This is a genomic window from Chthoniobacterales bacterium (assembly GCA_018883245.1).
In the GTDB taxonomy this organism is placed as follows: Bacteria; Verrucomicrobiota; Verrucomicrobiia; order Chthoniobacterales; family JACTMZ01; genus JACTMZ01.
This window is the reverse complement of record VEQL01000024.1, coordinates 1-26,429: the sequence shown is the minus strand read 5'-3', so window position 1 is coordinate 26,429 and position 26,429 is coordinate 1. Positions and strand designations below refer to the sequence as shown.

28 protein-coding genes are annotated in these 26,429 nt (G+C 62.6%); 17 read left to right on the top strand and 11 right to left on the bottom strand.

The features are described 5' to 3' along the window. The first annotated feature begins 510 nt into the window (after nucleotides 1–510). The 12 genes from FGM15_09140 (at nucleotide 511) to FGM15_09085 (ending at nucleotide 12,336) form a co-directional block, all read left to right on the top strand. Nucleotides 511–1,242, top strand: coding sequence for a hypothetical protein (locus FGM15_09140; protein MBU3666022.1), 732 nt, complete (start codon nucleotides 511–513; stop codon nucleotides 1,240–1,242). A gap of 152 nt (nucleotides 1,243–1,394) precedes the next feature. Next, the gene (locus tag FGM15_09135) at nucleotides 1,395–1,802 is read left to right on the top strand and encodes a polymer-forming cytoskeletal protein (GenBank protein ID MBU3666021.1); all 408 of its coding nucleotides are present in this window, start codon (nucleotides 1,395–1,397) and stop codon (nucleotides 1,800–1,802) included. 13 nt (nucleotides 1,803–1,815) lie between these two features. After that, entirely contained in the window at nucleotides 1,816–2,736 is a 921-nt protein-coding gene (locus FGM15_09130) for a polymer-forming cytoskeletal protein (GenBank protein MBU3666020.1), read from the top strand. A gap of 93 nt (nucleotides 2,737–2,829) precedes the next feature. Beyond that, the gene (gene nuoH / locus FGM15_09125) at nucleotides 2,830–3,918 is read left to right on the top strand and encodes an NADH-quinone oxidoreductase subunit NuoH (protein ID MBU3666019.1); all 1,089 of its coding nucleotides are present in this window, start codon (nucleotides 2,830–2,832) and stop codon (nucleotides 3,916–3,918) included. A gap of 1 nt (nucleotide 3,919) precedes the next feature. Beyond that, complete coding sequence (locus FGM15_09120) at nucleotides 3,920–4,450, top strand: NADH-quinone oxidoreductase subunit I (protein MBU3666018.1); 531 nt, start codon at nucleotides 3,920–3,922, stop codon at nucleotides 4,448–4,450. 84 nt (nucleotides 4,451–4,534) lie between these two features. Beyond that, nucleotides 4,535–5,038: an NADH-quinone oxidoreductase subunit J gene (locus tag FGM15_09115; GenBank protein ID MBU3666017.1), complete on the top strand. Its 504-nt coding sequence runs from the start codon at nucleotides 4,535–4,537 to the stop codon at nucleotides 5,036–5,038. Nucleotides 5,039–5,040: 2 nt separating this feature from the next. Next, nucleotides 5,041–5,361, top strand: coding sequence for an NADH-quinone oxidoreductase subunit NuoK (nuoK, locus tag FGM15_09110; protein ID MBU3666016.1), 321 nt, complete (start codon nucleotides 5,041–5,043; stop codon nucleotides 5,359–5,361). 7 nt (nucleotides 5,362–5,368) lie between these two features. Further along, a complete protein-coding gene (gene nuoL, locus FGM15_09105) occupies nucleotides 5,369–7,177 on the top strand; it encodes an NADH-quinone oxidoreductase subunit L (GenBank protein MBU3666015.1) in 1,809 nt (602 codons plus the stop codon). Then, the gene (locus FGM15_09100; protein ID MBU3666014.1) at nucleotides 7,177–8,643 is read left to right on the top strand and encodes an NADH-quinone oxidoreductase subunit M; all 1,467 of its coding nucleotides are present in this window, start codon (nucleotides 7,177–7,179) and stop codon (nucleotides 8,641–8,643) included. Before nuoL ends, FGM15_09100 begins: the two co-directional genes overlap by 1 nt. A 50-nt stretch (nucleotides 8,644–8,693) precedes the next feature. Beyond that, nucleotides 8,694–10,091 (top strand): NADH-quinone oxidoreductase subunit N, encoded by a 1,398-nt coding sequence (locus tag FGM15_09095; GenBank protein MBU3666013.1) that lies wholly within the window; start codon nucleotides 8,694–8,696, stop codon nucleotides 10,089–10,091. A gap of 97 nt (nucleotides 10,092–10,188) precedes the next feature. Next, nucleotides 10,189–11,535 carry a hypothetical protein gene (locus tag FGM15_09090; protein ID MBU3666012.1) on the top strand — a complete coding sequence of 449 codons (1,347 nt, stop codon included), beginning with the start codon at nucleotides 10,189–10,191 and terminating at the stop codon, nucleotides 11,533–11,535. A gap of 108 nt (nucleotides 11,536–11,643) precedes the next feature. Beyond that, nucleotides 11,644–12,336 (top strand): cytidylate kinase-like family protein, encoded by a 693-nt coding sequence (locus tag FGM15_09085; protein MBU3666011.1) that lies wholly within the window; start codon nucleotides 11,644–11,646, stop codon nucleotides 12,334–12,336. Between the two features lie 13 nt (nucleotides 12,337–12,349). Here FGM15_09085 and FGM15_09080 read toward each other — a convergent pair whose 3' ends face one another. From FGM15_09080 to speA, 6 genes are all read right to left on the bottom strand, one after another. Continuing rightward, nucleotides 12,350–13,486, bottom strand: a complete 1,137-nt coding sequence (locus FGM15_09080) for a 5-(carboxyamino)imidazole ribonucleotide synthase (protein ID MBU3666010.1) — start codon at nucleotides 13,484–13,486, stop codon at nucleotides 12,350–12,352. Further along, the gene (purE, locus tag FGM15_09075) at nucleotides 13,483–13,980 is read right to left on the bottom strand and encodes a 5-(carboxyamino)imidazole ribonucleotide mutase (protein MBU3666009.1); all 498 of its coding nucleotides are present in this window, start codon (nucleotides 13,978–13,980) and stop codon (nucleotides 13,483–13,485) included. Before purE ends, FGM15_09080 begins: the two co-directional genes overlap by 4 nt. Nucleotides 13,981–14,089: 109 nt before the next feature. Then, nucleotides 14,090–14,998, bottom strand: coding sequence for a transglutaminase family protein (locus FGM15_09070; GenBank protein MBU3666008.1), 909 nt, complete (start codon nucleotides 14,996–14,998; stop codon nucleotides 14,090–14,092). Next, nucleotides 14,955–15,995, bottom strand: a complete 1,041-nt coding sequence (locus tag FGM15_09065) for an alpha-E domain-containing protein (GenBank protein ID MBU3666007.1) — start codon at nucleotides 15,993–15,995, stop codon at nucleotides 14,955–14,957. Before FGM15_09065 ends, FGM15_09070 begins: the two co-directional genes overlap by 44 nt. Before the next feature lie 2 nt (nucleotides 15,996–15,997). After that, nucleotides 15,998–17,467 carry a circularly permuted type 2 ATP-grasp protein gene (locus FGM15_09060; protein MBU3666006.1) on the bottom strand — a complete coding sequence of 490 codons (1,470 nt, stop codon included), beginning with the start codon at nucleotides 17,465–17,467 and terminating at the stop codon, nucleotides 15,998–16,000. 81 nt (nucleotides 17,468–17,548) lie between these two features. Further along, a complete protein-coding gene (speA, locus tag FGM15_09055) occupies nucleotides 17,549–19,495 on the bottom strand; it encodes a biosynthetic arginine decarboxylase (protein ID MBU3666005.1) in 1,947 nt (648 codons plus the stop codon). A gap of 146 nt (nucleotides 19,496–19,641) precedes the next feature. Here speA and FGM15_09050 point away from each other — a divergent pair, with 146 nt between their 5' ends. After that, the gene (locus FGM15_09050; protein ID MBU3666004.1) at nucleotides 19,642–20,001 is read left to right on the top strand and encodes an acyl-CoA thioesterase; all 360 of its coding nucleotides are present in this window, start codon (nucleotides 19,642–19,644) and stop codon (nucleotides 19,999–20,001) included. Between the two features lie 14 nt (nucleotides 20,002–20,015). On the opposite strand, the gene FGM15_09045 is transcribed toward FGM15_09050, so the two are convergent. Continuing rightward, nucleotides 20,016–20,594 (bottom strand): hypothetical protein, encoded by a 579-nt coding sequence (locus tag FGM15_09045; protein ID MBU3666003.1) that lies wholly within the window; start codon nucleotides 20,592–20,594, stop codon nucleotides 20,016–20,018. Between the two features lie 92 nt (nucleotides 20,595–20,686). On the opposite strand from FGM15_09045, the gene lexA reads away from it, so the two are divergent. Beyond that, nucleotides 20,687–21,322: a repressor LexA gene (gene lexA, locus FGM15_09040; protein MBU3666002.1), complete on the top strand. Its 636-nt coding sequence runs from the start codon at nucleotides 20,687–20,689 to the stop codon at nucleotides 21,320–21,322. A 31-nt stretch (nucleotides 21,323–21,353) separates the two neighbouring features. Here lexA and FGM15_09035 read toward each other — a convergent pair whose 3' ends face one another. Continuing rightward, entirely contained in the window at nucleotides 21,354–22,355 is a 1,002-nt protein-coding gene (locus FGM15_09035) for an aspartate-semialdehyde dehydrogenase (protein MBU3666001.1), read from the bottom strand. Between the two features lie 6 nt (nucleotides 22,356–22,361). Here FGM15_09035 and FGM15_09030 point away from each other — a divergent pair, with 6 nt between their 5' ends. Then, nucleotides 22,362–22,886: a L,D-transpeptidase gene (locus FGM15_09030; protein ID MBU3666000.1), complete on the top strand. Its 525-nt coding sequence runs from the start codon at nucleotides 22,362–22,364 to the stop codon at nucleotides 22,884–22,886. A 261-nt stretch (nucleotides 22,887–23,147) separates the two neighbouring features. Here FGM15_09030 and FGM15_09025 read toward each other — a convergent pair whose 3' ends face one another. Both FGM15_09025 and FGM15_09020 read right to left on the bottom strand, forming a co-directional pair. Next, nucleotides 23,148–23,879: a DNA-3-methyladenine glycosylase gene (locus FGM15_09025; protein ID MBU3665999.1), complete on the bottom strand. Its 732-nt coding sequence runs from the start codon at nucleotides 23,877–23,879 to the stop codon at nucleotides 23,148–23,150. Further along, the gene (locus FGM15_09020) at nucleotides 23,726–24,469 is read right to left on the bottom strand and encodes a Nif3-like dinuclear metal center hexameric protein (protein MBU3665998.1); all 744 of its coding nucleotides are present in this window, start codon (nucleotides 24,467–24,469) and stop codon (nucleotides 23,726–23,728) included. The genes FGM15_09025 and FGM15_09020 overlap by 154 nt, the downstream gene beginning before the upstream one ends. Before the next feature lie 78 nt (nucleotides 24,470–24,547). On the opposite strand from FGM15_09020, the gene ychF reads away from it, so the two are divergent. Both ychF and FGM15_09010 read left to right on the top strand, forming a co-directional pair. Beyond that, entirely contained in the window at nucleotides 24,548–25,663 is a 1,116-nt protein-coding gene (ychF, locus tag FGM15_09015; GenBank protein MBU3665997.1) for a redox-regulated ATPase YchF, read from the top strand. A 94-nt stretch (nucleotides 25,664–25,757) separates the two neighbouring features. Continuing rightward, nucleotides 25,758–26,090, top strand: coding sequence for a hypothetical protein (locus tag FGM15_09010; GenBank protein ID MBU3665996.1), 333 nt, complete (start codon nucleotides 25,758–25,760; stop codon nucleotides 26,088–26,090). A gap of 100 nt (nucleotides 26,091–26,190) precedes the next feature. Here FGM15_09010 and FGM15_09005 read toward each other — a convergent pair. Then, a partial coding sequence (locus FGM15_09005) for an aspartate aminotransferase (protein MBU3665995.1) occupies nucleotides 26,191–26,429 on the bottom strand: 239 nt, incomplete at its 5' end.

The window sequence follows — 26,429 nt, the reverse complement described above, 5'->3', positions numbered from 1 at the left end:
AGGCGGAGCAAATTGCGCGCTTGCGAGTCCGTGGTGGGGTAGGTTCGGGCTGATGAAAAAAATACCAGCAGTTGTCGGCTCGCCACGCCGGGCCTTTTATCCGTGATGTCTTCGCCCGTTTTCGCCGCGATCTGATCGATGCACGTCAGGCGGCTGGCGAGTTGGGTGTGAGCCGCAGCAGGTTTTACGTCCTCTACAGCGCCTACCTGCGGGCCTGCGCCGAGCGGCGCCAAGCGCGCTGGGTCCCCGGCCGCTCCGGCGGAGATCATCGGCAAGACTGGCCAGCCAACGTCATCGAGCTCTTGCACAAACTGCTCGGGGCCCGCCCACCGGTCTCCTACAGCTTCGCCGCCTCCGAGGTCCTGCGCCGCCACAACCGGCGCTTGGATCGGGCCTCCGTCCGCAGGTTTGCTTTACGAGAGAACCTCGCTCCAGACACCCGCTACAAAACCCACCCCAAGCCCGTGCGCCGCTGGCAAGTCGCCCAGATCGGCCAGCTCTGGCAATACGATGCTTCACCCCATCGCTGGTTTGCCCACCGAGACCACCAGCCGGTTCTCTTGGAACTCATCGACGACCACAGCCGGCCTCATTCCCGCCGCGCGGCTCTACCCGCGCGAGACCTTGCTGGCTCACTTTGACCTGCTCTGCGGCGCGTTCCGTTGCTTCGGCCTGCCGCTGGCCCTTTACGTCGATTACCACTCCTTTTTCTTCGCCCACACTCCAGAGGCCTTCACCCAACTCGGCGCCGCCCTGCACTTCTACGAAGTCAGCCTGCGCTTTGCCCCCACGCCCCAAGCCAAAGGCAAAATCGAACGCGCTCACGGCTACTGGCAAAAACGCCTGCCGGCACTCTTCGCCGCCGAACACGTCTCCACCCTGCCGGAGGCCAACACTTGGATCGACTCCTTGCGTGATCATCGCAACCGGCGCGAGATCCATCGCGAGATCCGCTCCACGCCCCAAGCCGCTTGGAACCTCGCCAAAAAGCAAGGCCGCTGCGCCTTGCTTCCCGCCCCCAAGTGCCCTTGGTGGCCCTACGTCTTCAGCCAACGCTCCCAGACCCGTGTCGGCTCCGATGGCCGCATCGCCATCGGCTCCCAGCGCCTGCGCCTGGAACAACCTCCGGCCACCCTGGTCACCCGATGCCTGCATCCCGACGGCTCCTGCTCGGTCTTGCTCCATCCTCCACGCAAAAACACCCGCCCAGTCCTCCTCCTGCGCCTCGAAAACCCAGCCTGATACCTCCAACAACCCTGTCCTGCTTTGACCGCACACTTTTGTCCTGGTTTGAATGCAACACCACACGCGGCTGCTTTCGTTTTGACACCCCGCGCCGAAACTTTAACTTGGAGGTTCAATCCAACATGAACCTTAGCAACTTAGTGAATCCCATGAGCGACACATCTACCGGCGGCAACCGCAACCACCTTTCCAGCGACGTCGAAGTCAAAGGCACCCTGAAATTCCAGAACGACCTCGTTTTCGACGGCAAAATCGAGGGAGAAATCCAATCCAACGCCACCCTCACCGTGGGCAAAAGCGCCCATGTGCAGGGCGAAGTGAAATCGAAAGCGGTGATCATCCACGGCTCCGTTCAAGGCAACATCGAGGCTGCCGAGCGCGTGGAACTCAAGGCCACGGCCCAGCTCCTCGGCGACCTTCGCGCCGGCCGCATCATCATCGAGGACGGCGCCACGTTCGTGGGCAAATCGGAAGTCAGCCCGAACAAGTCCGCGCTGCCGCGCACCGACAGCTCGCGTCCGTCCGGCGCCCCCGAGCAGAAAAAAGGCCTGATCTGAGGGCGTGCGCGCCATGCCGCCGCGCATCGCCAAACAGGCGGTCACCTGCCCGGAGTGCGGGGCCACCCAGCAGGAATCGCCGGGTGTCATAAGCACTTTCTGCCGCTCCTGCGGGCAGCATTTCGAGCTGGCGGGCAAACCGCCAGCGCCGGCGGTCGCGGCCAGGACTTGGGCCGCGCGCCTCGCGCCCTTGGCGGCGCGGCTTGAACCGCTGAAAAAGCGCGCGCTCAAGGCGGCCGAACCGTGGCTGCTTCGCTACGAACCGCAAATCGGCAAGCTGCGCGAATACTACGAGCGCTGGCGGCCGCCGGAATTCAAGCGCGTGCGGTGCCACGAATGCGGGCGCATCCACGAGGTGCCGCGGCTCGCCTCCTCCACCTCCTGCCCGAACTGCAACGCGCACATCGACCTCTACGATGTCATCGTCGAAAAGCGCATGAGCCGCGTCGTCCGCACCCGCGGCAACCTCGTGATCAAAAAATTCGGCTACCTCAACAACCAGCTCACCATCTGCGGCAATGCGGACATCGGCGGCGGCGCCGCCGGGAAAATTTTCTGCGACGGCGAGACAAAGATCAGCACCACGGGACGCCTCAACTGCGAGATCGGCTCGCGGCGCGTGCGGGTCGAAAAAGGGGCCGATGTCATAATCGCCCACCCGATCCGCGTGCACGACATGGTGGTGCGCGGCAAGCTCACCGCGCGCATCTATTGCAACGGCACCCTGCGCATCCTCAAACGCGGCTTCCTCCGCGGCGAGGTGCACGCCCGCTCGATCACGGTGGACAAAGGCGGGCTGCTCCAGGCAGAACTCAATATCGGCCGGTTCGACGAGCAGGACCCGGAAATCCTCGGCACCCTGCAAGAACGCGCCTGCTACATGGCGCTGGAAGAAGCCGCTCCCGCCCCGCAGCAGGCCTCGCTCCAAATCTGATGCGGCGGGAGCCGGGCGCCGGTTTGGGATTGAAGCCGCGCACTCCGCGCCTTTAACTCCTCTCTTCCGCGGCCGTGCCGCCGCGACCGACCCATGCCGGCCTTCGACTTTTTCCTGCAACCCGAGGTTTTCCTCGTCTGGACTTCGGTCCTCAAGACCTCCGTCATCTTGGGCATCGTGCTGACCATGGTCGCCTACTCGGTGTGGGCGGAGCGCAAAGTCAGCGCCTTCATCCAGGACCGCGTCGGGCCCAACCGCGTCGGCTGGGCGGGACTCATCCAACCGATCGCCGACGGCGTGAAACTCCTGCTCAAGGAAAATTTCGTCCCGGCCGGCGTGAACAAGTTCTATTTCAGCATCGCGCCGAGTCTGGCCATGATCCCCGCACTTCTTGTGCTGGCGGTGCTTCCCTTCGGCAGCACACTGTTCGGCGTGCCGATGGTCATCGCCAACCTCGACATCGGCATCCTGTGGGTCTTCGCGGTTTCCTCGCTCGGTGTTTACGGCATCGTCCTCGCCGGATGGTCGTCGAACTCGAAATATCCGTTCCTCGGCGGCATCCGCTCCAGTTCGCAGATGATCTCCTACGAGTTGTCGCTCGGGCTGTCCGTCATTCCCGTGTTCATGGTCACCGGCACGCTCAACCTCGGCGAGATCGTGCAATACCAGGTGGAAAACGGGTGGATGGTGCTGCCCGCATGGACCGGCGGCGCGAGCTTGGAAAAGTTGCTCCTCTGGATCCCGATGCTGATCTCCTTCGCGATCTTCATGGTGGCCATGTTCGCCGAGACAAACCGCCTGCCCTTCGACCTCCCCGAGGCCGAGCAGGAACTCGTCGGCGGCTACCACACGGAATATTCCTCGATGCGCTTCGCGCTCTTTTTCCTCGGCGAATACGCGGCGATGATCGCCGGCTCCGGCGTCATCGTGACGCTTTTCCTCGGCGGATGGAGCCTGCCGTTCGTGCCGGACGGGTCGCAGGGTTGGGTCTGGGGCCTGGTCAACATCGGCACCTTTTTCGCCAAGATCGCCGCGGTGATTTTCTTTTTCCTCTGGGTGCGGTGGACATTGCCGCGGTTCCGGTTCGACCAGCTGATGAAACTGGGCTGGTATGTTTTCTTCGAGGTCGCCCTGGTGAATATTTTTGTCACCGCGGGTATCCTCGCTTACTTGAAATCCTGACATGGCTGTCGTCGTCAAACGTCCGAAATTGAGCCTGGCCGAGCGCTCCTACATTCCCGCGCTCCTCGGCGGTCTGCTCGTCACCATCAAGCATTTCAAGAACATGTTCTTCGGAAAAACGAAGGTCACCATGCAATACCCCGAGCAGCGCTGGGACGGCTCGATGCCCGAGTGGTATCGCGGCGCTCCGACCCTGGTGAGGGACGAGCACGGGCGCGAACGCTGCGTGGCCTGCCAGCTCTGCGAATTCATCTGCCCGCCCCGAGCCATCACCATCAAACCGGGCGAACTCCCCGCCGGCAGCAAATGGGCCAAGGTCGAGAAGTATCCCGAGAAATTCGACATCGACATGATCCGCTGCATCTATTGCGGGCTCTGCGAGGAGGTCTGCCCCGAGCAGGCCATCTTCCTGCGCAAGGATTATTCGGTGACCGGACTCTCCCGCGACGAGATGGTCCACGACAAGGCCAAGCTCTACGAACTGGGCGGGGTGATGACGGGCCTTGTCCACAAGTGGAACGAAAAAAAGTGATCGAAACCGCCGGCCGGCCCTTTTAACCTCGCGGCTTCCGGCGAAAAAGCGGCGCGGCACGGCGCCCCCGGCGCAAACCACCGCATGCTCACCATTCTGTTCTGGGTCTTTTCGATCCTCATGCTCACCTCGGCCGTGGCGGTGATCCTCTTCCGCAACCCGGTGAACAGCGCGATGAGCCTCGTGGTTTCCTTCCTCGCCCTGGCGGCGCTTTACATCACCCTCGACGCCTTCTTCATCGGGATCATCCAGATCCTTGTCTATGCCGGCGCGGTGATGGTGCTTTTCCTTTTCATCATCATGCTTCTGGACCTCAAAGCCGAGGCGCGCCGGCGGCTCAACATCGCCGCGCTTTCCGGAGGCATCGCCGTGCTCGGGGGCTTCGTCGTCCTCGTCGTGCAGGTCGTGAAATCGCTGCCCGCCGCGGCGCAGCAATTTCCCAGGCTCGCCCGCACGGGCTTCTCCGACGTCTCGGATGTCGGCATGTCTCTTTTCACCGGATTCAACCTGCCGTTCCAGATCGTCGGCGTGCTCCTGCTCGTCGCCACCGTCGGCGTCGTCGTCCTGAGCCGCCGCACCCTGCGCTGACCATGCCCACCCTCGGCGATTATCTCATCATCAGCGGACTCCTCTTCGCCGTGGGGGTGGCCGGCGTGCTGCTGCGCCGCAATCTGCTGGTCATTTTCATGGGCCTCGAACTCATGCTCAACGCGGCCAACCTCTCGCTCGTCGCCTTCGCGCGCCACGGCACCACGGCGTTCGGGCTGCCCGACTACAACGCGCAGGTCCTCGTGTTTTTCATCATCACGGTCGCCGCGGCCGAGGTCGCCGTCGGACTCGCCATCATCGTCGCGCTCTACCGCCTCCGCCAAACCACGCACGTCGAAGACCTCGACACGATGAAATTCTGACGCCGCGATGGATCCGCAACTTTTTCCCTGGCTCATCCTCTTCGCGCCGCTCGCCGCGTCGGCGCTGATTCTTTTCCTGCTTCCGCGCGCCAATGTGGCGGCCGGAGCGGTCGGCATCCTCGCCTCGGGCCTCGCCTGCTTCCTGAGCTGGAAGATTTTCCTCGGCCCCGCGCTCGAGGTGTCCGCGCAGATCCCGTGGCTCGAAATTCCCGGTGTTTTTTCCGTCCCGATCGCCCTTGTCACCGACAATCTCAGCCGCGTGATGCTCGTCGTCGTCACCACGATTGCCACCCTCGTCTTCATTTACTCCGCGGGCTACATGCGGGGCGACGAGGGAATCCCGCGCTACTACGCGTCGCTGTGCCTGTTTCTCTTTTCCATGCTCGGCATCGTGCTGGCCGGCAATTTCGTCATGATGTTCATTTTCTGGGAGCTGGTCGGCGTGAGTTCCTATCTGCTCATCGGGCATTATTTCCGCAAGGATTCCGCGGCGGATGCGGCCAAGCAGGCGTTCCTGGTCAACCGCGTGGGCGATTTCGGCTTCATGCTCGGCATCCTCATGCTCTGGCTGGCCACCGGGTCGGTTGTGTTTTCCGGCATCGAGGAGGCCTTGCCCTCGGTGACATTGCATCCGGCCTATCTCGCGGCCGCGTGCCTTCTTGTTTTCTGCGGAACCATCGGAAAATCGGCGCAAATGCCGCTGCATGTCTGGCTGCCCAACTCGATGGAAGGCCCGACGCCCGTGTCGTCCCTGCTCCATGCCGCGACGATGGTCGCCGCCGGTGTTTACATGCTCGCGCGCATCTTCCCGATCCTGCTCGCCGCGCCGGAGATCGTCCGCGAAGTCATCATGTGGGTCGGCGCGATCACCTGCTTCGCCGCGGGCCTGATGGCCACGCAGCAGGATGACATCAAACGCATCCTCGCCTACTCCACCATCTCGCAACTCGGCTACATGGTGGTCGGCATCGCCGTGTCCCCGGTGAACGACGTGGCCATGTTCCACCTCTTCACCCATGCGTTCTTCAAGTGCATGCTCTTCCTTTGCGCGGGATCGGTGATCATCGCCCTGCACCACGAGCAGGACATCTGGAAAATGGGCGGTTTGCTCGGACGCATGCCGCTGACGGCGCTGTGCCTCGTCGCCGGAACACTCGCGCTGGCGGGCGCACCGGGCTTCAGCGGCTACTACAGCAAGGACCTGATCGTGGCCTATGCGCACGGGGCGAACAGCGCCGTGTTCTGGATCACGGTCGGCGCCGCGCTGCTGACCTCGTTCTACATGTTCCGCCTTTTCTTCGTGGTGTTCATGGGCAAGGTGCGATCGGACCACGCGGAGCACGCCAAGCAATCGCCGGCGGTGATGACCGTCCCGCTCCTGCTTCTCGCCATTCCCTCGATCGCCGCGGGATATCCGTCGGTGGCCGGGCATTTCTTCAAGTTGCCCCACGGCGAAGTGCCCCACATCGTCCACTACGCCCTGCTGGCCGCGCTGGGCGGCGGATTCCTGCTTGCCGCGGCGCTTTACGCCCGCGGGCCGGCGAAAGATCCGGTGCGCATCCCGTTCTTCGCAAACCGGCTTTACATCGACAATCTCTACGATTGGCTCGTGGCCAAAGTGCAAGGCGGACTCGCCGTGCTCGGCTCGTGGTTCGACCGCTGGATCGTTGACGGCCTGATCGTCACCGGGGCGGCGCGCACGGTATGGGCTGCCGGCTACGTGATGCGGCTCCTTCAACCGGGCAATCTGCAAGCCTACGCGTTTTTCTTGAGTGCCGGCGTCCTGCTGGTTCTCTACCTGCTTGTTTTCCGATGATGAGTCCCCTGCTGTCGCTGATCCTGATTCCGGTCGTCACGGCGGCGTTTTGCATGGCCGGATCGTCCCCGCGGCGCATTTCTCTGTTCGGCGCGGGCGCCAATCTCGTCTTGAGCCTTTACCTGCTCACGCGCTACGACCCCGGCATCGGCGGGTTCCAATTGGTCGGGGAAAACGATCTGCTTCCCGCTCACGGGATCCGTCTGGCTCTCGGTGCTGACGGGCTCAGCTTGGTAATGCTTCTGCTCGCGACGTTGGTGACTTTCGCCGCGGTATGGGTCACGCCGCGGATCGACAAGCACGCGGGAATGTTTTACGCGTGCCTGCTCTTCATCTCGGCGGGGGCGATCGGCGCCTTCGCCTCGATCGACCTCTTCTTTTTCTACGCCTTCCACGAGCTGGCGCTCATCCCCACATTCCTGCTCATCGGCATCTGGGGTTCGGGCGAACGACAACGGGTCGCGTGGAAAGTCACCATCTACCTCGCTTTCGGCAGCTTTATCCTCCTGCTCGGGCTGATCGGTCTCTGGCTGGCCGTGCCGGAGAATCTGCGCACATTCGACATCCGCTTGCTGCAGCAACTCGGCTACATGGGACTCCTGTCTCCCGGGCCGGCGGTTTACCTGCTGTTGCTATTCGGTTTCGGCATTCTCATCGCGCTGTTCCCGTTCCACACGTGGGCACCCGAAGCCTACGCGTCGGCTCCCGCCCCCGCGGCGATGCTGCATGCGGGCGTGCTGAAGAAATTCGGCCTCTACGGCCTTCTTCGGCTCGCCGTCCCGATCTTCCCCGAAGAAATCCAACAATTCTCCCACCTGCTGCTCGTCCTGCTCCTCGGCAACATCATTTACGTCGGCTTCGTGACCATCGCCCAGAAGCGTCTCGACCTCACACTCGGCTACTCGAGCGTGATGCACATGGGCTACGCGTTTCTCGGCTTTGTCGCGCTCAACCAACTCGGGCTCGACGGCATGTCGCTCATGATGTTCGCGCACGGCCTCACCATCGCCGCGCTCTTCGCCCTGTGCGGCGAAATCTCGCGCAAGACGGGGACATTGGAATACGCGGCGCTCGGCGGGTTCGGCGGTGCCGCGCCGCGACTCGGCCTGCTTTTCGGCTTCGCCGCCATGGCTTCCGTGGGTCTGCCGGGATTCGCCACTTTCGCCGGCGAGATCCTCATTTTCTTCGGAGCCTTCGCCCGCGGCACCGTCGGCAGCTTCGATTGGTTCCAAACTTGCACCGCCATCGCCCTGTGGGGCGTGGTGATCTCCGCGGTCTACATGCTGCGCGCTTACCGCCGGATCTTCTGGGGTGCGCGCGGTCCGGCGGTGGTTGATGGCATCACCGACGCATCGTCGGACGTGCGTTGGGCGGTGACGCTGCTTGTCGCGGTCCTCTTGCTCACCGGATTCCGTCCGGGACTCCTGCTCGATTACCTCAACCCGGTCTTCGCATTCCTGCCGTGAACCCGCTCTACCTCGAAGTTTCCGCCGTTGTCCTCGGCATTTTTCTGCTGATGGCCGAGGCGTTCGCCGGACCCGGGACGAAACGCGGAATCGCCTTCGCGGGCATCGCCGGTTTGCTCGGTATCCTCGCGGCGACCTTTTTCGCCGATGCCTCCGCGCTGGATCCTGCCGCGCCTTACGCCAGATTCTACACGGCCGACTCCCTCGCCGTTTTCCTCAAGCAGTTCGCCATCGTTTCGACGATCATCGTGCTGGTGATGGCGGTGGAATTCGCGCCGGCGGTGGAAGCGGGACTTCCCGCGGAACGGCGCGGAGCCGGACTCGGCGAGTTCTACGCGCTGCCGGTGTTCGCGTGCGCCGGCCTGATGTGGATGGCTTCCGCCACGGACTTCGTCCTCATTTTCGTCTCGCTCGAATTGGTCACCATCACCTTCTACGTGCTCGTGTCCTATTTGCGCCGGAACAGCGCGAGCCTCGAGGCCGGAGCCAAGTATCTCGTCCTCGGGGCGCTCTCCACGGGGTTCCTCGTCTATGGAATCACCTGGATTTACGGGGTGACGCGCGAGACCAACCTCGCCGCAATCGCGGAAAAGCTGCCCGCCCTCGACCAGGCGGCCGCACCCGCATTGCTTTTCGGCTTCGGCCTCGTGCTGGTTTCCCTCGGGTTCAAGGTCGCCGCCGCCCCATTCCAGTTCTGGGTGCCGGACGTTTACCAAGGCGCACCCACGCCGGTAGCCGCGTTCCTTTCCGTGGCATCGAAAGCAGCCGGTTTCGTCGTCCTGCTCCGCGTGCTCGAAACTTTCCTTGTTGTCCCGTTGTTGCAGGAAAAAATCCTGCCGCTTGTCGCGATACTCGCCGGTGCAACCATGGTCTTCGGCAACCTCGCGGCCATACCGCAGTCGAACCTCAAACGCCTTCTGGCCTACTCCAGCATCGGGCACGCCGGCTACCTTCTGCTCGGCGTTGCCTCGATCGGCGCGCCTTTGGCCGGCACCGCCATACTTTTTTACCTCGGAGCCTACCTGCTCATGACCATGCTGGCGTTCTTGGTTCTCACGGTCGTTTCACGCGCCACGGGCGGCGACGACATCGCCGACTTCAACGGCCTCAACCAGCGCGCACCGCACCTCGCATTCGCCATGTTGCTCGCGATGATGTCGCTCGCCGGCGTCCCGCTCACCGCCGGGTTCCTCGGCAAACTTTTCATCTTCGAGTGCGCCGTCGAGCAGCAGCAATGGATCCTCGTGGTCCTCGGCATCATTACGGTTGCCGCGGGCTTCTACTACTATTTGAAAGTCGTCCGGGCGATGTATTGGCAGCAACCCGCGGATCCCGATGCGGCCCCGATCGAAGCGGGTCCGGCGGCGCGTTTCGTCATCGCCCTCCTCTGCGCGCTGATCATCTGGCTTGGCGTCTATCCGGCCCCGCTGCTGGCTCTGCTGCGCTGAGGCGGACGTCCTGCCATATCTGCGCGCTGTCTGACGCTCGCAGCCACGCGGGAGGTTTGTCGTTGCTAACATCTGCAAAACCTGTAGCTCTCCAGCAGTGAAACTCCCGCTCGCACTGCGCTTTTCCTTCATCGTCCTGTGTCTTCCGGTTTGGCCGAACCTTGCAACGGCAGCCGATGCAAAGCCGAAACCGGTGGCCAAGCAGGATGCCGCCGCCTTGCTTACCAGCGCACAGAAAGCACTGGCCTACACCACGAAGGCAACGCGCAATGCGGGCGAAAAGTTGTCGCCGAAGAATCCTTCCGCGAAACCATTCCTCCTCTCCCTCAAGAAAATCAACGACGCCTTGGACCACGCGGAAGCGGGCTTGGCCGCGAAAGACCCGAAGTTTTTCAAAGCCCTCGATCAGGCCCGCGCGGCGGTCTCGGAGATGCAGGTCACGTGGGATTTGACGGGATCCAACAACAAAGACGTCGTCGCCGGCGCCAAGCAACTCGGCGGCGCGGTGATTGCACTGCAGACGAATTATTCGCCGTTGGCTGCGCGCCGCTCCAAAGGCGGCGAGCTGACCGCGGCCGAAAAAGCAAGGTTCGCCAAGATCAAGGCCCAGCAATCCGCCCTCGACAAGAAAATCGCGGCTTTGGCTGCGAAATACAAATCGGACCCCGCCCTGAGCGCCGGGCTGCAGAAAATTCGCGGTCAATCGGCCCGCATCGCGAGGTCGGGCAACACCGTGTCGGCATTCACCGACGCGCTGGATCTGCTCGCCACGATCGGCGGACTCATCGCGGGCTATTCTTACTATATGCCGCCGGCCGGCCGCAACGAGTGGGTGATGATCGAGTCGGCTCCTTCGACGTGGAACTACGAGACATACTACGAGGAGACGACTTACGAATGGAGTTCGGTGGAGGAATATGTGGCCGTTTACGACGAGGAATCAGTCGAGGTTTCCGCCGAGGAGGTCGCGGAGGAAGAAACTTACCTCGACGAAAATGAGTTCGAAATGACCGACGCCGAAGAAGATGCCGTGGCTGAGGAGAGCAACGAGATTCCGGCCGATGAGGTAGCCTCCGACGAAATGGAGTCTCAGCAGGAGGAGGTGGCCGAGGGCGAGGAAGAGGAGGCCATGACGGCGGATGAAGGTGAGACCGGCGGCGAGGAGGAGGCTGTGGAGACCGCAGACTCCGACGGCGGCGAGGATGCCGGCGATGAAGCAATGGAGTCTGCCGATGACAGTGGAGAACAGGCCGATAGCGAAGCTGCCGATGAGCCATCCGACGACGCGGGCGACGAATCTGCGGAAGAGTCCGGTGGTGACGGGATGGATGATGCCGGGGCTGACGGTGGCGATGCGGGCGAGGACACGGGCGCCGAAGACGGAGGGGGAGATGATGGCGGTGCGGATGACGGTGGCGGGGACGAGGGTGGCGGCGAAGAATAGGTGTTTGTCTTGCCGGTGCCCGCTTGCCGGCGAAATCGGAACGATGCCGCGTCAAGGGAGGCAATTCCCTTCTTCCGGATTCGGCAGGCAACCTGTTAGTCTGAAGTCATGCCAGCAACCGACCAATTCGCCAAATATCGCGCCTATTTTCTGAGCCAGAAGGACCGCCCTTCCGTTTCCGGCGGCAGCCATCCGCCCTTCGTCACGATATCGCGCCAAGCGGGGGCGGGGGCGGAAACCATCGCGCAGCTGCTGGCGGAAAAACTCGATGCCCGGGGCGCCAAAGACGCGCAGCCATGGACGGTTTTCGACAAGAACCTCATCGCCAAAGTTCTCGAGGATCAGGATCTTCCCCAAGCCATCGCCGCACATGTCAGCGAGGACAAGGACACGACCGTCAAGGCGCTGGTCGGCGAACTACTCGGACTGCACCCCTCGATGTGGACCATCTTCCACCATACGAGCGACACGGTTCTGAAGCTCGCGCGCATCGGGCGCTGCATCATCGTGGGACGCGGAGGCAACATCATCACGGCCAAGCTCAAGGGCGGCATCCACGTCCGTCTTGTGGCCCCCGAAAGCACTCGCCTCGCCCACCTCAAGTCGCATTTCGGCCTCGATGACAAAGCCGCGGCCAAATACCTGCGCGAACATGACGAGGGGCGCCGCCGCTACGTGAAGTCGAATTTCGATCGCGACATCGACGATCCGCTCCTCTACCACGCTGTGCTCAACACGGGTCTGCTCGGTTTCGAACAGACCGCAAGCCTCCTGGCGGCGATGATCGCCCCGAAGCTCTAGCGGCGCTTACTCCTCAGCGTGCGGCGCAAAGCGCCTCGCGTGCCGCGCGGACGCGATCAGCGGCGTCATCGGGCGTCGCTCCGAAAGCAACGAGATGGCCCATTTTTCTCCCGGGCTTGGGCTCCGCTTTGCCGTAAAGATGGAGCTTCACGTCGCCGGAGGCGAGTGCAGCCGCCCAGTCGGGTTCCCCGCGCTCCCACAAATCGCCCAGCAGGTTGGCCATGGCGCACGGCCGCAGGAGGTCCGTGGAACCGAGGGGCAATCCGCAGACCGCGCGGAGTTGCTGCTCGAACTGTCCGGTCACGCACGCGTCGAATGAAAAATGTCCCGAGTTGTGCGGACGCGGCGCCAGCTCGTTGACGAGGATCGATCCGTCCGCCATCAGGAACATTTCGACTGCCATCACTCCGGTCAATTCGAGACGGTGCGCGATATTCACGGCAAGTTCCGCCGCGCGTCGCGCGACATCGCCGGGGATTCTCGCCGGAACGATCGTCACGTCGAGAATGTGGCGGCTGTGGACGTTCTCGCACACCGGATAGGCCACGGCCCGGCCATCGACACCGCGGGCCACGACAACCGAGATTTCCGCGACAAAAGGAACGAACGCCTCGAGAACGAACGGTCCGCCGGACAAATCCAGGCCGTGGAGATCCTCCGGAGACAGAAGCTTTCTTTGGCCTTTGCCGTCGTAACCGAAAGATGCGGTCTTGAGCACGGCCGGATACCCGGTTCGTTCGAGCGCGCATTTCAAGTCCGATTCAGTCGTCACCGCGCTCCAGACCGGCAAAGGAAAACCGTTTTGCGCGAGAAACTCTTTTTCGCGCATGCGGTTCTGCGTGATGTGCAGGACCTCGCCGCGGGGCCTCACTTCGCACTCGGCTTCCACCCAGCGGATTGTCTGCAAGGGGATATTTTCAAACTCGAAGGTGACAACATCCACCCCGCGGGCGAATTCGCGCACCGCCCGCTCGTCGCCGTAGTCGCACGAGACCTCGACATCCGCGACTTGGCCGGCCGGGGAATCCGTCTCGGGGACGAAGATGTGGATGCGATAACCCATCCGGCGGGCGGCGATCGCAAACATGCGGCCGAGCTGGCCGCCGCCCATCACCCCGATCCTGCTTCCGGGGCCGTAAACGCGGCTCATTGCGGCAGTGTGTCGGACTCCCGCGTCGCGGCGGTCTGCGCGGCGCGGTATTCGCGGAGAGACGCCCGGATTTTTTCGTCCGAGAGCGAGAGAATCGCCGCCGCGAGGAGCGCGGCGTTCGCGGCCCCCGCATTGCCGATCGCCAGGGTGCCGACGGGAATCCCCGACGGCATCTGCACGATGGAAAGCAGCGAGTCCAGACCGCTCAAGGCACGGCTTTGCACCGGCACGCCGAGCACGGGCAATTCCGTGTGCGCGGCAATCATGCCCGGCAAATGGGCGGCACCGCCCGCGCCCGCGATGATGACGCGCAATCCGCGACCGGCAGCCTCCTTGGCGTAATCCGCCATCACGTCGGGCGTGCGGTGCGCGGAAACCACGCGGTTTTCGTGGCCGATCCCCAACTGATCGAGAATGTCCGACGCATGCTTGAGCGTTTCCCAGTCGGACTTGCTTCCCATCACGACTCCCACCAGCGGAACTTTGGTTTTCATGCGAGGATGTGTGTTATCGAGACCGGATCATGCCGCGGAAAGCCGGCAAAGATACCGACGAGTCTTAAAGCAAAGACCTCGCAGCGGCAAGAAACGTGTCGGCCGGCCCTCACGCCATTCTCACCTCGACTTCGACATCGAGAGCAGCCGTCGCGCCGGGTGGGCCGCTGAAGTTGCCGCTTACCGGCGCGGCATCGAGGTAGTCCCTGCCCGTGGCGATTTTGACATGCCGCTCGTCCGCCCTGGTGTCATTGGTCGGATCGAGTCCATACCAGCCGCGGCCGGGAATATAAACCTCGCACCATGCGTGGGACGCCTCGGCGCCCCGGAGATTGGCTTGCGGACCGTTGTAGAGATAGCCGCTTACATAGCGCGCAGGGATTCCGAGCGAACGGCAGATACCGATCATGACGTGCGTGAAGTCCTGGCAAACGCCGCATCGCTTCTGCAGAACTTCGTTCATGTGTGTGGCCGCGGTGGTAGTGCTCGGCGCATACCTCCACTCTCGGAAAATGTAGTGCATGACATTTTCTGCAATCTCGAAGACATCATCGCGGCCGTCGCGGATATCAATCCCCAGACGCCAAGCTTCCGGGGACACCTCCACAAAGCGGCTGTCGCCGATGAACGGCGCCATTATGTCGTCGAGTCCCTGCTTGAGGGAGCCGAGGCTCGCGCCGGTCGGCAATCCGTCGGCATACGGATTGGTCGTGTTGACAGTCGACTGCGCTTCTATGACAAGCGAGGAATGCGCTTCCGGCAGCTCAAAATAGTGCACGTAGTTGAGCCAATTGTCGCGGAAATGCCTCAACTGCGCGGGAGGATTGACCTGCAGCAAAAAGAACTCGAGGCGATGCCTGTCCTCCGTGGCCGGCCGCAGGCGCAGTTCGTTGAAACTGTCGGTCACCGGAGTGCGGTAGCTGTAGCTGGTGCGGTGAAAGACCTTGAGTCTCATGGCAGCGTGAAGCGGGATCCTACTGTTGCGACTGGTGCTCCGCAAAGTCTCCGCCGGAGACATTGCTGAGCGGTCCGGCAATCATCTCCGGAACCCCGACGGGTGTAAGATCGGCATAGAGGACGAAGGCGCGGAAAATCGAGTCGCCGATCCGGATCATGCGTGTCTGGAGGTCGTCGATGTAATCATGCAATCCCCGCTCGAGGATTTCGCCGATCTCCGCGTAAGCGAGGTCCGCATGCAGGCGTCCCGCGCGGCGCACCGGATCGGGCATGGCAGCACCGCGGATCTCGTGGCCGTAGAGAGATCGAAGAGCCGATTTCACTTCCCGCACGCAGTATGCGACGGAGCGGGGGAATGTTTCGTCGAGCAGCAAGTATTCCGCAATCTTGCAAGGGTCGAGCTTGCTGCTGCGCGTCTGGAAGGCGTGCCAAGCCGAGCAAGAGCGAAGGAGCGCGGCCCAGCGCAGCGGCTGCGCATCGGGATGCGGCGGCATCTCACGGGAGAGACCCGAGCAAGTATCGAGCAATCTGGACGTTTGATCCGCCCGCTCAAGGCAGGTCCCCAAACGCAGGAAGTGCCACGACTCACCCCGCGGTGTGGTGGAGGCGGCCACGCCCTGGAAATGGTAGCAGCCAAGCAGGACGCGTTCGTGGAAAGCCACTGTCTGGTTGCGACTCTCTGCCCGGCCTGCGACGGACTCGAACCAGATTTTCAAACCGTTGATGCACTCCCAGAGCTCGTCGGAAATCTGATCGCGCACCGTCCGCGCATTTTCGCGCGCGGCTTGGACGTTGCCGACGATGGAGTTCGGGTTCTCCCGGCTGAGAGTGAGATACGATGCCACGTCGCGGCCCTTGATCCTGCGATAAAGCGCGAAGTATCCCTCTTCATCGCCGGTCGCGGACAGGATCGCGCCCCAGAGCCGCTCTTGGCTGGTGCCTTCGGATCCTGCGTCCAAGAGCAGGTCCCGGGTTGAAACAAGAAGCCTGGCTGTGTTTTCCGCGCGCTCCATATAACGCGCCATCCAGTAAATGCTGTCGGCAACACGGCTGAGCATGGTCAACGATCCTCCAGAGCTTGGTTTTTTTGGTCATCCCAAAGCACCCAAGTGTCCTTGCTGCCGCCTCCCTGCGAGGAGTTCACTACAAGGGAACCCTTTCTGAGCGCGACGCGTGTGAGCCCTCCCGGAACCACGCGAACGCGGTCTCCGTAGAGCACATACGGGCGCAGATCGACATGCCGGCCTTCGAATCCTTGCCCCACGAAAACCGGGTGACGAGAGAGATTCAAGACGGGCTGTGCGATATAGTTGCGCGGGTTTTTCCTTATGCGAACGGCAAATTCCTCGCGCTGCTTCTTCGAGGCTTTCGGACCCATGAGCATCCCGTAACCACCGGACTCGTTCACCGCCTTGACCACGAGTTTGTCGAGATTCGCAAGCATGTGCGAACAGTCGCGCTTGTTGACGCCCAAGTAGGTCTTCACGTTCGGCAGGATCGGATCCTGATCGAGGTAATATTTGATGATTTTGGGGACGAGGGCATAAACAGCCTTGTCGTCGGCGACTCCGGTGCCGATGGCGTTGGCCAATGCCACGTGGCCGCGCCGGTAAGCGCTTGCGATACCGGGAACACCCAGCATCGAGTCGGGGCGAAACACCAAGGGATCCAGAAAATCATCGTCGATACGCCGATAAATGACATGCACCTGGCACAGACCTTTCGTGGTCCGCATGAAAACGCGTTCCCCTCGCACGATGAGGTCGCGCCCCTCGACGATCGGCACGCCCATCTGGCGCGCGAGATAACAATGTTCGAAGTAGGCGCTATTGTGCACCCCGGGTGTGAGCACAACGATCACCGGGTCCGCCACGCCCCGCGGCGCGAGGTGCGCAAGGGTTTCGCGCAACATGGTCCCGTAGGAATCAACCGGGCGGACCGGCAAAGACTGGAAGAGAGCCGGGAACGCCCGCTTCATCGCATTCCGGTTCTCGAGCATGTAGGACGCGCCGGACGGGCAGCGCCCGTTGTCCTCGAGGACGAAATAACGGCCCCGGTCATCGCGCACGAGATCGGTGCCGCAGATGTGGATATAGACACCTCGGGGGACGCGAACCCCGCGGAATTCCGGACGATAGTGGGCCGCCGACACGACCAACTCGGCCGGCACCACCTTGTCGGCGAGAATTTTCTGCCCGTGGTAGATATCGTTGAGAAAAAGGTTGAGAGCCGTGATGCGCTGGATCAGTCCCGTCTCGATGTGCTGCCATTCGCTGTGCGGGATGATCCGCGGCATCAAGTCGAACGGGAAAATCCGCTCGGTGCCCTGCTCGTCACCGTAAACGGTGAAAGTCACTCCCATGCGGAGAAAGGCGGCATCCACGGCATTTTGCAGCGCGGAGTATTCGGATGGCTGCAAGCTGCCGACACGCGAAAGCAGAGCGCGGTAATGCGGGCGGGGACTCGACGTCGGGGTGAATACCTCGTCGAAAAAACCGGAGGTCTGGTAACGGTTGAACAATCCCGGCATTCCCGTCACTGGAGCAAATGCCGTGCCAGAAAGTTTGCCCAAGCGGCAGACAGGCCGGGGAAATCGCGCGATAAAAGAATGTCAGCTTGCGCCGTTCGACCCGTTGGTCGCAGCCGGCGCGGGGAAGCAGTTGAGATAAGTGTAGCCGTCGAGCGCCTTTTCGTAGTCGTTGAAGAGCCTCATGGCCTCGTTGGGCTTGAGGCGGTCTTCTTTGATCGCCGCATCGACCTGCACCTTCATACGGCGTGTGAGTTCGCTTTTTTCCCACTGCGTGAGCGCGAGGACGTTGCCGATGGTGTTGCCGCCGATGATTTCCTCGATGTAGTAGCCGCTGTCCTCGTCCTCATCGAGGAAGATGTGCATCTCGTTGACCCGCCCGAAAAGATTGTGCATGTCGCCCATGATATCCTGGTAGGCGCCGGCGAGAAAAAACCCGAGGTAATACGGCTTGCCTTCCTCGGGATGATGCAGCGGCAGGGTCGGTTTGACGTCCTGCAGGTCGATGAAGCGCGAGACCTTGCCGTCGGAGTCGCACGTGATGTCCACCAGCGTGGCCTGGCGGTCCGGCGCCTCCTTGAGCCGGTGGAGCGGCATGACGGGAAAGAGCTGCCCCAGCGCCCAGTGGTCGAGCAGCGACTGGAAGACGGAGAAGTTGCAGAGAAACTGGTCGCCGAGCGACGTTTCGAGGTCTTTGACTTCCTCGGGCACGTAGCGCATGCCGCGGAAGAGTTCGACGATCTTCGCGGCGATGCGCCAATAGACGGTCTCGACCTTGGCCTTGGCGGGAAGCTCGAGCAGGCCGAGCGAAAACATGGAGTCGGCTTTCTCGCGTATCTCCTGCGCGTCATGGAGACTTTCCAGGCGGTGCTTGCTTCCGAGCGAGGAATAAATGTCGAGGATGTCCTGCACCACGGGCGGATCGCCCGGTTGCGCGGCCACCTCGGGTCCGCGCGAAACTTTCTCGATGGCCCCGAAGGCCTCGACGACGAGCACGGAATGGTGCGCCGCGATGGCGCGGCCGCTTTCGCTCACGAGCACCGGATGCGCGACCTTTTCCTCACCGCAGACTTCCTGCACTGCCGCCACGACGTCGCGGGCGTATTCGTGGAGCGTGTAGTTCACCGAGCTGTCGAAGGTGGTGCGCGAGCCGTCGTAGTCGATACCCAGTCCGCCACCGACGTCGAGGTAGCCGAGTTCGTGCCCGAGCTTCTGCAGCTTGGCGTAAAACCTCGCCGCCTCGCGCACCGCGCGCTTGATCGTGCCGATATCGGGGATCTGCGACCCGACGTGAAAATGGACGAGTTTGAGACAATGCGCCATGCCTTCGCGGTGGAGCAACTCGCTCGCGCCGACCAGTTCCGCGGTGGACAACCCGAATTTGGCATCCTCGCCGCCGCTGGTCGCCCATTTGCCCGCACCCTTTGTCGCGAGGCGCACGCGCGCCCCGATCCACGGCTCGACACCCATCTCGCGGGCGATCGACAGCACCTGCCCGAGTTCCTCGATTTTTTCCACGACCATGACCAGGCGCTTGCCGAGCTTGCGGCCAAGCATCGCCGTGCGGACGTAGTCGGCATCCTTGTAACCGTTGCAAATGATCAGGCTTTCGGGGTCGGTGTGGATGGATAGCGCGGCGAGAAGTTCGGGCTTGCTGCCCGCCTCCAGCCCGAAATGGAATTCGGCTCCCGCCTCGACGATTTCCTCCACCACTTCGCGCAGCTGGTTGACTTTGATCGGGAAAACACCGCGGTAAACATTGCCGTAGCCCGCGCCGGCGATGGCTTCGGCGAAAGCCTGGTTGACCGTGCGGACGCGATGGCGCAGCAGATCCTGGAAACGCAGGGTCAGGGGAAACGCCAGCCCGCGCGACCGCGCTTCTTCCAGCAATTCCATCATGTCGATCTCGTGGCCGGCCTCGCCGTCCGGCCGCACCACCACGTGGCCTTGGGCATTGACGGAGAAATAAGGCGCGCCCCACCTCTCCACATTGTAGAGCGCCAGCGCCGAGGAAACGTCCCAATCTTTCATTTTCGCGAGCGCGCTAATACGGCCATCTGCCCCGCGGTGCAACCGGAAATCCTCGTGAATTTGCTTTGGCCGGAAATTTTCCCCGTGCAGACTGCCGCCGGACCATGAAAAACGGGCTGCCCCGCATCGAGCACGAGGTCACGGTGATGTTCTACGACACCGATTGCGCCGGCGTCGTGCACAACATCGCCTACCTGCGCTTTATCGAGGAGGCGCGCACGATCATGGCCGAAAAAATGGGCATGCCCCTGCGCAGCATGGTGGAGACGGGACTTTACCCCGTCGTCCTGCGCACGGAGATCGACTACCGCTCGCCGGGAAAGCTCGGCGACCGCCTGGCCGTCCGCGGCGGCGTGAGCGAGTTGGGCCGCGTGCGCTTCTGGGTGAATTTCGAGATCGTCCGCCCCGGGGACAGCGAGGTGCTCGTGACGTGCCGCCAGTCGCTCGCGCTCATCCGCATGCCCGGTGCCAAGGCCGAGCGCCTGCCGGAAGAGTGGTTCCGGTAAACGGGGCAGGAGCATCAAGGCGCGGCCTTGAGCGACCGGGCCACGGCCCCGAGCGCCATGGTCAGTTTTTCCCGCACACCGGGAGCAAACCCGCGTTTTTCGTGAAGCACGAGAAGCTGCATCGCATCGCATCGGAGGAGGCTGGCATTGCCGACCTCGAGGTGCAGGGTGATCCCGCGGGGCTCGCCCCAACCCGCGCTGCGGGCATCCATCGCGCGGTCCATGGCGCCGGATGCGGCCTCGAGAAGCGCCGCTTGCTCGAGATCCAGCGGCATATTCCAGACCGAAAGAACCTCGCGGCGGCGGGCCAGCACGCAACCCTCGATGCCGGGCAAACCGCAACACAGGCGCGGAACGTCGGAGGGTGCGATCTTTTCCTCGGTGTGGAAAATTTCCTGAAGAACCTTGTCCGAACGCAACCCGGCGACGCTCCATGCCTCCTGCGCCCTTTGCATGCGCGGCAAGCCGGCCAGCACCCGCTCGCGCAAGACGCCCCCACCCGGCACGGCGGGCCCCGCCGGCCAGACCTCCAACTCCCGCAGGACATGCAGCGGATGCTTCCCCTTGGGGCGCACGGCGAGGGCTTTGGTCATGACGCAAGAAAAACCTCTTCGCTTCCGCTTTGCAATCCGCTCGTGCCCGCGGCGCCCTTGACCGCGGATGGCTGCGCCTTGATACTGGACACATGTCCAGTTTATTGACAGCACGCCAGCGCCAAGTCCTCGAATACGTCCGGCGGCACCGCACGCGCCACGGCATGCCTCCCACGGTTCGCGAAATCCAGAAGCATTTCGGATTCGCCAGCCCGAACGCAGCCGCCTCGCACCTCCGGGCGCTGGAGCGCAAAAAGCTGCTGCTGCGTGAACGCGGTGCGGCGCGGTCATTGCGCGTGGCCGGCGACGAACGCCGCGAAGTCGAGGGCATTCCCGTTCTCGGCGAAATCCCGGCGGGATTCCCGGACGCACGCGAGCAGCGCGCGGAGGCCTGCGTTTACGCCGACCTCGGTTCGCTCGACATCCCCCACACCGCGCGCACTTTCGCCGTGCGCGTGCGCGGGGATTCCATGACGGGCGCGCACATCCTCGACGGCGACATCGTCGTGCTCGAACTGCGCGAACCGAACCACGGGAACATCGTCGCCGCGCTGATCGACGGCGAGACGACGCTGAAACGCTACCTCGTGCGCAACCGACGGCCGTTCCTCCGCGCGGAAAATCCCGGATATCCGGACCTCATACCCGCGCACGAACTGGTCATCCAAGGCGTGATGATCGCGCTTTTCCGCAAGCCGAAAGACAGCGGGCGTGCAATCCGGCCTTAGAAACCCCGCCGGGTTTCCGCATCGCTCCGGCTCAAATCAAGACTTCGGCGATTTGCACCGCGTTGAGTGCAGCGCCCTTGAGGAGTTGGTCGCCGCAGATCCAGAAAGCCAACCCGTTCTCCATCGCACAGTCGATGCGCAAGCGTCCGATTTCGCAGTCATCCTTGCCCGCGACATTCAGCGGCACGGGATAGCCGTGGCGCGAAGGTTCGTCCACCACGCGGAGGCCGGGCGCTTTTTTCAATGCGGCACGCGCGGCAGCGACCGATACCGGACGCTCGAAGTCCGCGCTCACCGCCACGCTGTGAGCGCGATAGACCGGCACGCGGACGCAGGTGACCGACGCACGAAAATCCGGCAAGCCCATGATCTTGCGCCCCTCGTTTTCCATCTTCATCTCTTCCTTCGTGTAACCGGAATCCAAGAACGCATCGACTTGCGGGATGACATTGAACGCGATCTGCCAAGGATACACCGCGCGCGGAGCTTCCTCTCCGCGGGCCAGCGCCTCGACCTGAATTTTCAATTCCTCGATGGCTTTGGCTCCGGAACCGGAGACGGCCTGGTAACTCGAGGCCCAGAGCCTCTTGACGCCAAACGCCTGATGCAGCGGCCAAAGCCCCATGAGCGTGATCGCGGTGGTGCAATTCGGGTTGGCGATGATGCCCTTGTGCCTGCGCGCCGCATCGGCGTTGATCTCCGGGACCACGAGAGGCACGTCGGGATCCATGCGGAAGGCCGAGGAATTGTCGATCACCACGGCACCGGCTTTGACCGCATGCGGGGCGAATTCTTTAGAGATCGACCCGCCGGCGCTGAAGAGGGCGAAGTCCACGCCGTCGAAAGCGCCCGCATTGAGTTCGCGAACCTCGACAGGGCCGCCCTTGAAATCGAGTTTTTTGCCGGCCGAACGCGCCGAGGCGAGCAGCGTGAGCTTGCCGACGGGAAAATTGCGGCGCTCCAACACCCGCATCATTTCGACACCCACCGCGCCGGTTGCACCGGCGATAGCCACATGATAGTTCCTGCCCATAGGAAAATGGAGAAATTATCACCCCGGCGCCGCGAGGCGAACAAGAAAGCTCAGCCACCGTCACCGCGCGCGCTCGTCGTCAATGTGGGCACGCAAACCTTGCGGGTGATCGAAGGACGAAAAACCGTGGCGACGTTCTCCGTTTCCACGTCGAAATTCGGCCTCGGGAACAAGGAAGGAAGCCTGAAAACACCCACGGGGCGATTCCGCATTGCTCGCAAAATCGGGGGCACCGCACCGCTCTGGACAATTTTCCGCGCACGCAAAAACACGGGTCGGCGCGCCAAGCCCGGCGGCAAGGACGACCTCGTGCTCACACGCATCCTGACCCTCGACGGACTGGAAAAAAGCAACGCCAACAGCCTCGCGCGCTACATCTACATCCACGGAACAAACCAGGAACACCTCATCGGGCGTCCTGCCAGCCACGGCTGTGTCCGCCTTCGCAACCTGGACATGGCCAAGCTTTACCGCCTCGTGCGCAAGGGGTCATTGGTTCGCATTGTTCCTCCGGTTTCCCGACCCCGGTAAGCAAAAACCCCGCCCCGCGGGGATGATTTTCGTTGTCCCGCGCACCCGCTATGGCACAGTCATAGTCTGCAAACCCGCAAAGAAGGGGGTGAATCCAAGAATGAACATCGTCAAAGTGATCGCCATCGTCGCCGTTGCGACCGCTTCGCTCAGCCTCGGCGCCTGCGCCAGCAAACCGAAGCCGGCTCCGGCTCCCGCCAGCTACAGCAAGTAAGCGGCCTTACAAGGGGGGAATAACCCTTTTTCCGACCAAGCCGTGGATTAACCTCCGCGGCTTGGTTTTTTTCTGCCGGGAGGGACACTTACATAGGGATTGTCCCGAGCCGAAAACCGCCAAGGCAACTCCGCGGCCCGCGAGATCCCGATACGCCCATCGGCCACGATCTCCAATTCCCCGCCGCGACGGAAACACCGCGACGAAATCGCGCAAAGGTCCGTCCCGTGATGCCTGCCCGTCACGCCCAACGCGGACGCAAGACGCGCCGGCCCGCCGGTCAACTCGCGCCCGGTTTTTCCGCCGCGCCGCTTTTGCATGGTGCGCAGACCGCGTCGCGGCTCGATCGCACGAATGAGGACAAATCCCTCCTCCTCGCCCTTGGTCAGGACGTTGAACATCCAATGCATGCCGTAGTTGAAATACACGTAAGCCGTCCCCGCGCGATGGCGTGCAACAAATTCACGGGCCGAAGGACGCGTGAATGTATGGCACGCCGGATCGCCCGTGGCGGCATAGGCTTCGCATTCGACGACAATCCCGCTGCACGCCCCCCAAACCAGCTCGCAACCCACCAGAGCCCGTGCGCACTCGACCGGCGACTGCGTGAAAAATTTCCGCGGGATCACAGGGGCACCGGATGATCGACAAACTTGCACGGCACGCGGAACTTTTCCGCCAGATGTCCCGCCAACGATTTCACGCCGAACGTCTCCGTCGCGTAGTGCCCGGCATAGATCACGTTGATCCCGAGCTCCTCCGCGCGCACCCAGCTCCATTGCGGCCCCTCGCCCGTGATGAATGTGTCGATCCCCGCCGCAGCGGCCTTGTCCACCATATCGCCCGCGCCCCCGGTGATCACCCCGACTTTGCGCGGTTTGGCAGGGCCTGCGGCGCAAACCATGGGCTCGCGGCCCGTCGCTTTGTGCACGTTCCGCACCAGCAAATCGAGCGAACCGGAAAACGCTCCCGCCCGTCCGAAACCGAGGAATATTTTCAATCCGCGCAAACCGAGCGCCTTCGCAAGAAGCACATTGTTGCCGACGGCATTGTGAGCATCGAGCGGCAGGTGGACCGAATAGAGGGCCATATCCGCTTCGCGCATCACCTCGAGCTTGCGGCGGAAAACGCCGGTCACTGGCTGGACGCCGGACCAAAACAACCCGTGATGCACGACGAGTAGCGACCCCGTTCCGGATGAGGCGGCCTTTTCGAGCGCCGGCAAACCGGAATCCACCGCGGCCAGCACACGCTTCACGTTCCCGCTGTTTTCCACCTGCAGACCGTTGTGCGCACCGGGATAATCCTCGACCTCGGCCACGCGAAGATAGCGGTTGGCATACGCGACGACTTTGGCGAGATCGGCCATGCGGCATTGTTCCGCCCCGGCGCGGGATTCTTCAATCTTCTTTCATCGAGGACGGCGCGCCGCTAGCTTCGCGCGACCATGCTCAAAGCCGGAATCGTCGGGTTGCCCAATGTCGGCAAGTCCACCCTCTTCAACGCCATCACGCGCACACGCAAGGCGCAGGCGGCCAATTTCCCGTTCTGCACCATCGAGCCCAATGTCGGCATCGTCACCGTGCCGGACAAACGTCTCGACGCGCTCGCCGCGCTCTCCAAGTCGGAAAAAATCCTTCCGACGGCCATCGAGTTCGTCGATATCGCGGGCTTGGTCAAAGGCGCCAGCCAAGGCGAAGGCCTCGGCAACCAATTCCTAAGCCACATCCGCGAGGTCGATGCCATCGTGCAAGTCGTGCGCTGTTTCGAAAACGAGGATATCCACCATGTTGCCGGCGCGATGGATCCCGTGCGCGACATCGAGGTGATCAACACGGAACTGATCCTCGCCGACATCGCTTCGCTCGAGAAACGCAAAGACAAAACGGCAAAAAACGCGCGCGGAGGCGACGCACAGGCCAAAGCCGAGCTGGCGCTGATGGAAAAAGTTCTTCCCCACCTCAACGCGGGAAAACCGGCCATCACCCTCGAACTCGCTCCTGAGGAACGCGCCCTGCTCAAGGGATTTTTTCTCCTCAGCTCCAAACCCGTCATCTTCGCCTGCAACGTGCAGGAAGGCGACTTGGCCAATCTTTCGCCCGATTCCCCCGCCGGAAAGCACGTCGCCGCGGTGCGCAAATACGCCGCCGAGCACATGGGCACCGAGGCATGCGTCATCAGCGCGCAGATCGAGAGCGAACTCGTCGATCTCTCGGCGGAAGAGGCGAAAGACTATCTGCAAAGCCTCGGACTCGAGGAAAGCGGCGTCGGTGAACTCATCCGCAAAGTCTATTCGCTTCTCGGGCTGCGCACCTATCTCACCACCGGACCGAAGGAAACCCGCGCATGGACCATTCGCGCCGGCGACAAAGCCCCCGCGGCCGCCGGAGTCATCCACAGCGATTTCGAGCGCGGCTTTATCGCGGCGGAAACCATCGCTTTCGACGACCTCGTCAAACTCGGTTCCCACGCCAAAGCCCGCGAAGCCGGCAAACTCCGCATCGAAGGAAAAGAATACGTCGTGCAGGACGGCGACGTCATCGAGTTCCGTTTCAACGTTTAACAGTCGTTGTCGGTGCGCTCCGCACGCGTGTGAGCACGGGTGGGGCAGAGCCCCCATGGCGCGCGTAAGCGAGAGGGGTAAAGTCACATTTCGTATGAAACAGACATTACTTATCCTGTCGCTTACCGCGACGCTGGTGGCCGGCTGCGTCACATCGCAACAACCCATGGTGAGCGGCCAGAAGCGCTCGGCCGCTATGTGCCACAGCTGCGGCTGGATGTGGGTGGCTTCAGCAAGTCCCGGCGGCAAGCCGGGAGTCTATCAGATGCCGCACAAGCACTGGAACAATCCGTGTCCGATGTGTGCGAAGACGGCCACGCAATACCTGACCACGAGCAAAATGGAAGGCGTGTGCAGCAAATGCGGCGAACCCATGCGCACGTGCATTGTGGAGATCAAGCCGGCGGCAGCCAAAAAATCATCCTGACGTGGTTGGCCTTGGACGCCGATTCGCAGACGGCGGATCCGATCCGAAGCAAAACGGGCGACCAGGAGGCCGCCCGTTGTGGGTAAACTTTGCGAGGGACTCAGATCGTCCGGCAGAACTGCTCGATGCGATCCAACCCCGTCTTGATGGTCTCGAGGTCGGTCGCGTAGCTGAGGCGCACGGTCTGGTCGTCGCCAAAGGCGACGCCCGGGACGACGGCGACCTCCGCTTTGCTGAGCAAGCGGTCGGCGAAGTTGGTCGAGCTGAGACCGAACTTCGAAATGTTGACGAGCATGTAGAACGCGCCGAGCGGTTTGACCGCCGTGAGATTCGGGATGG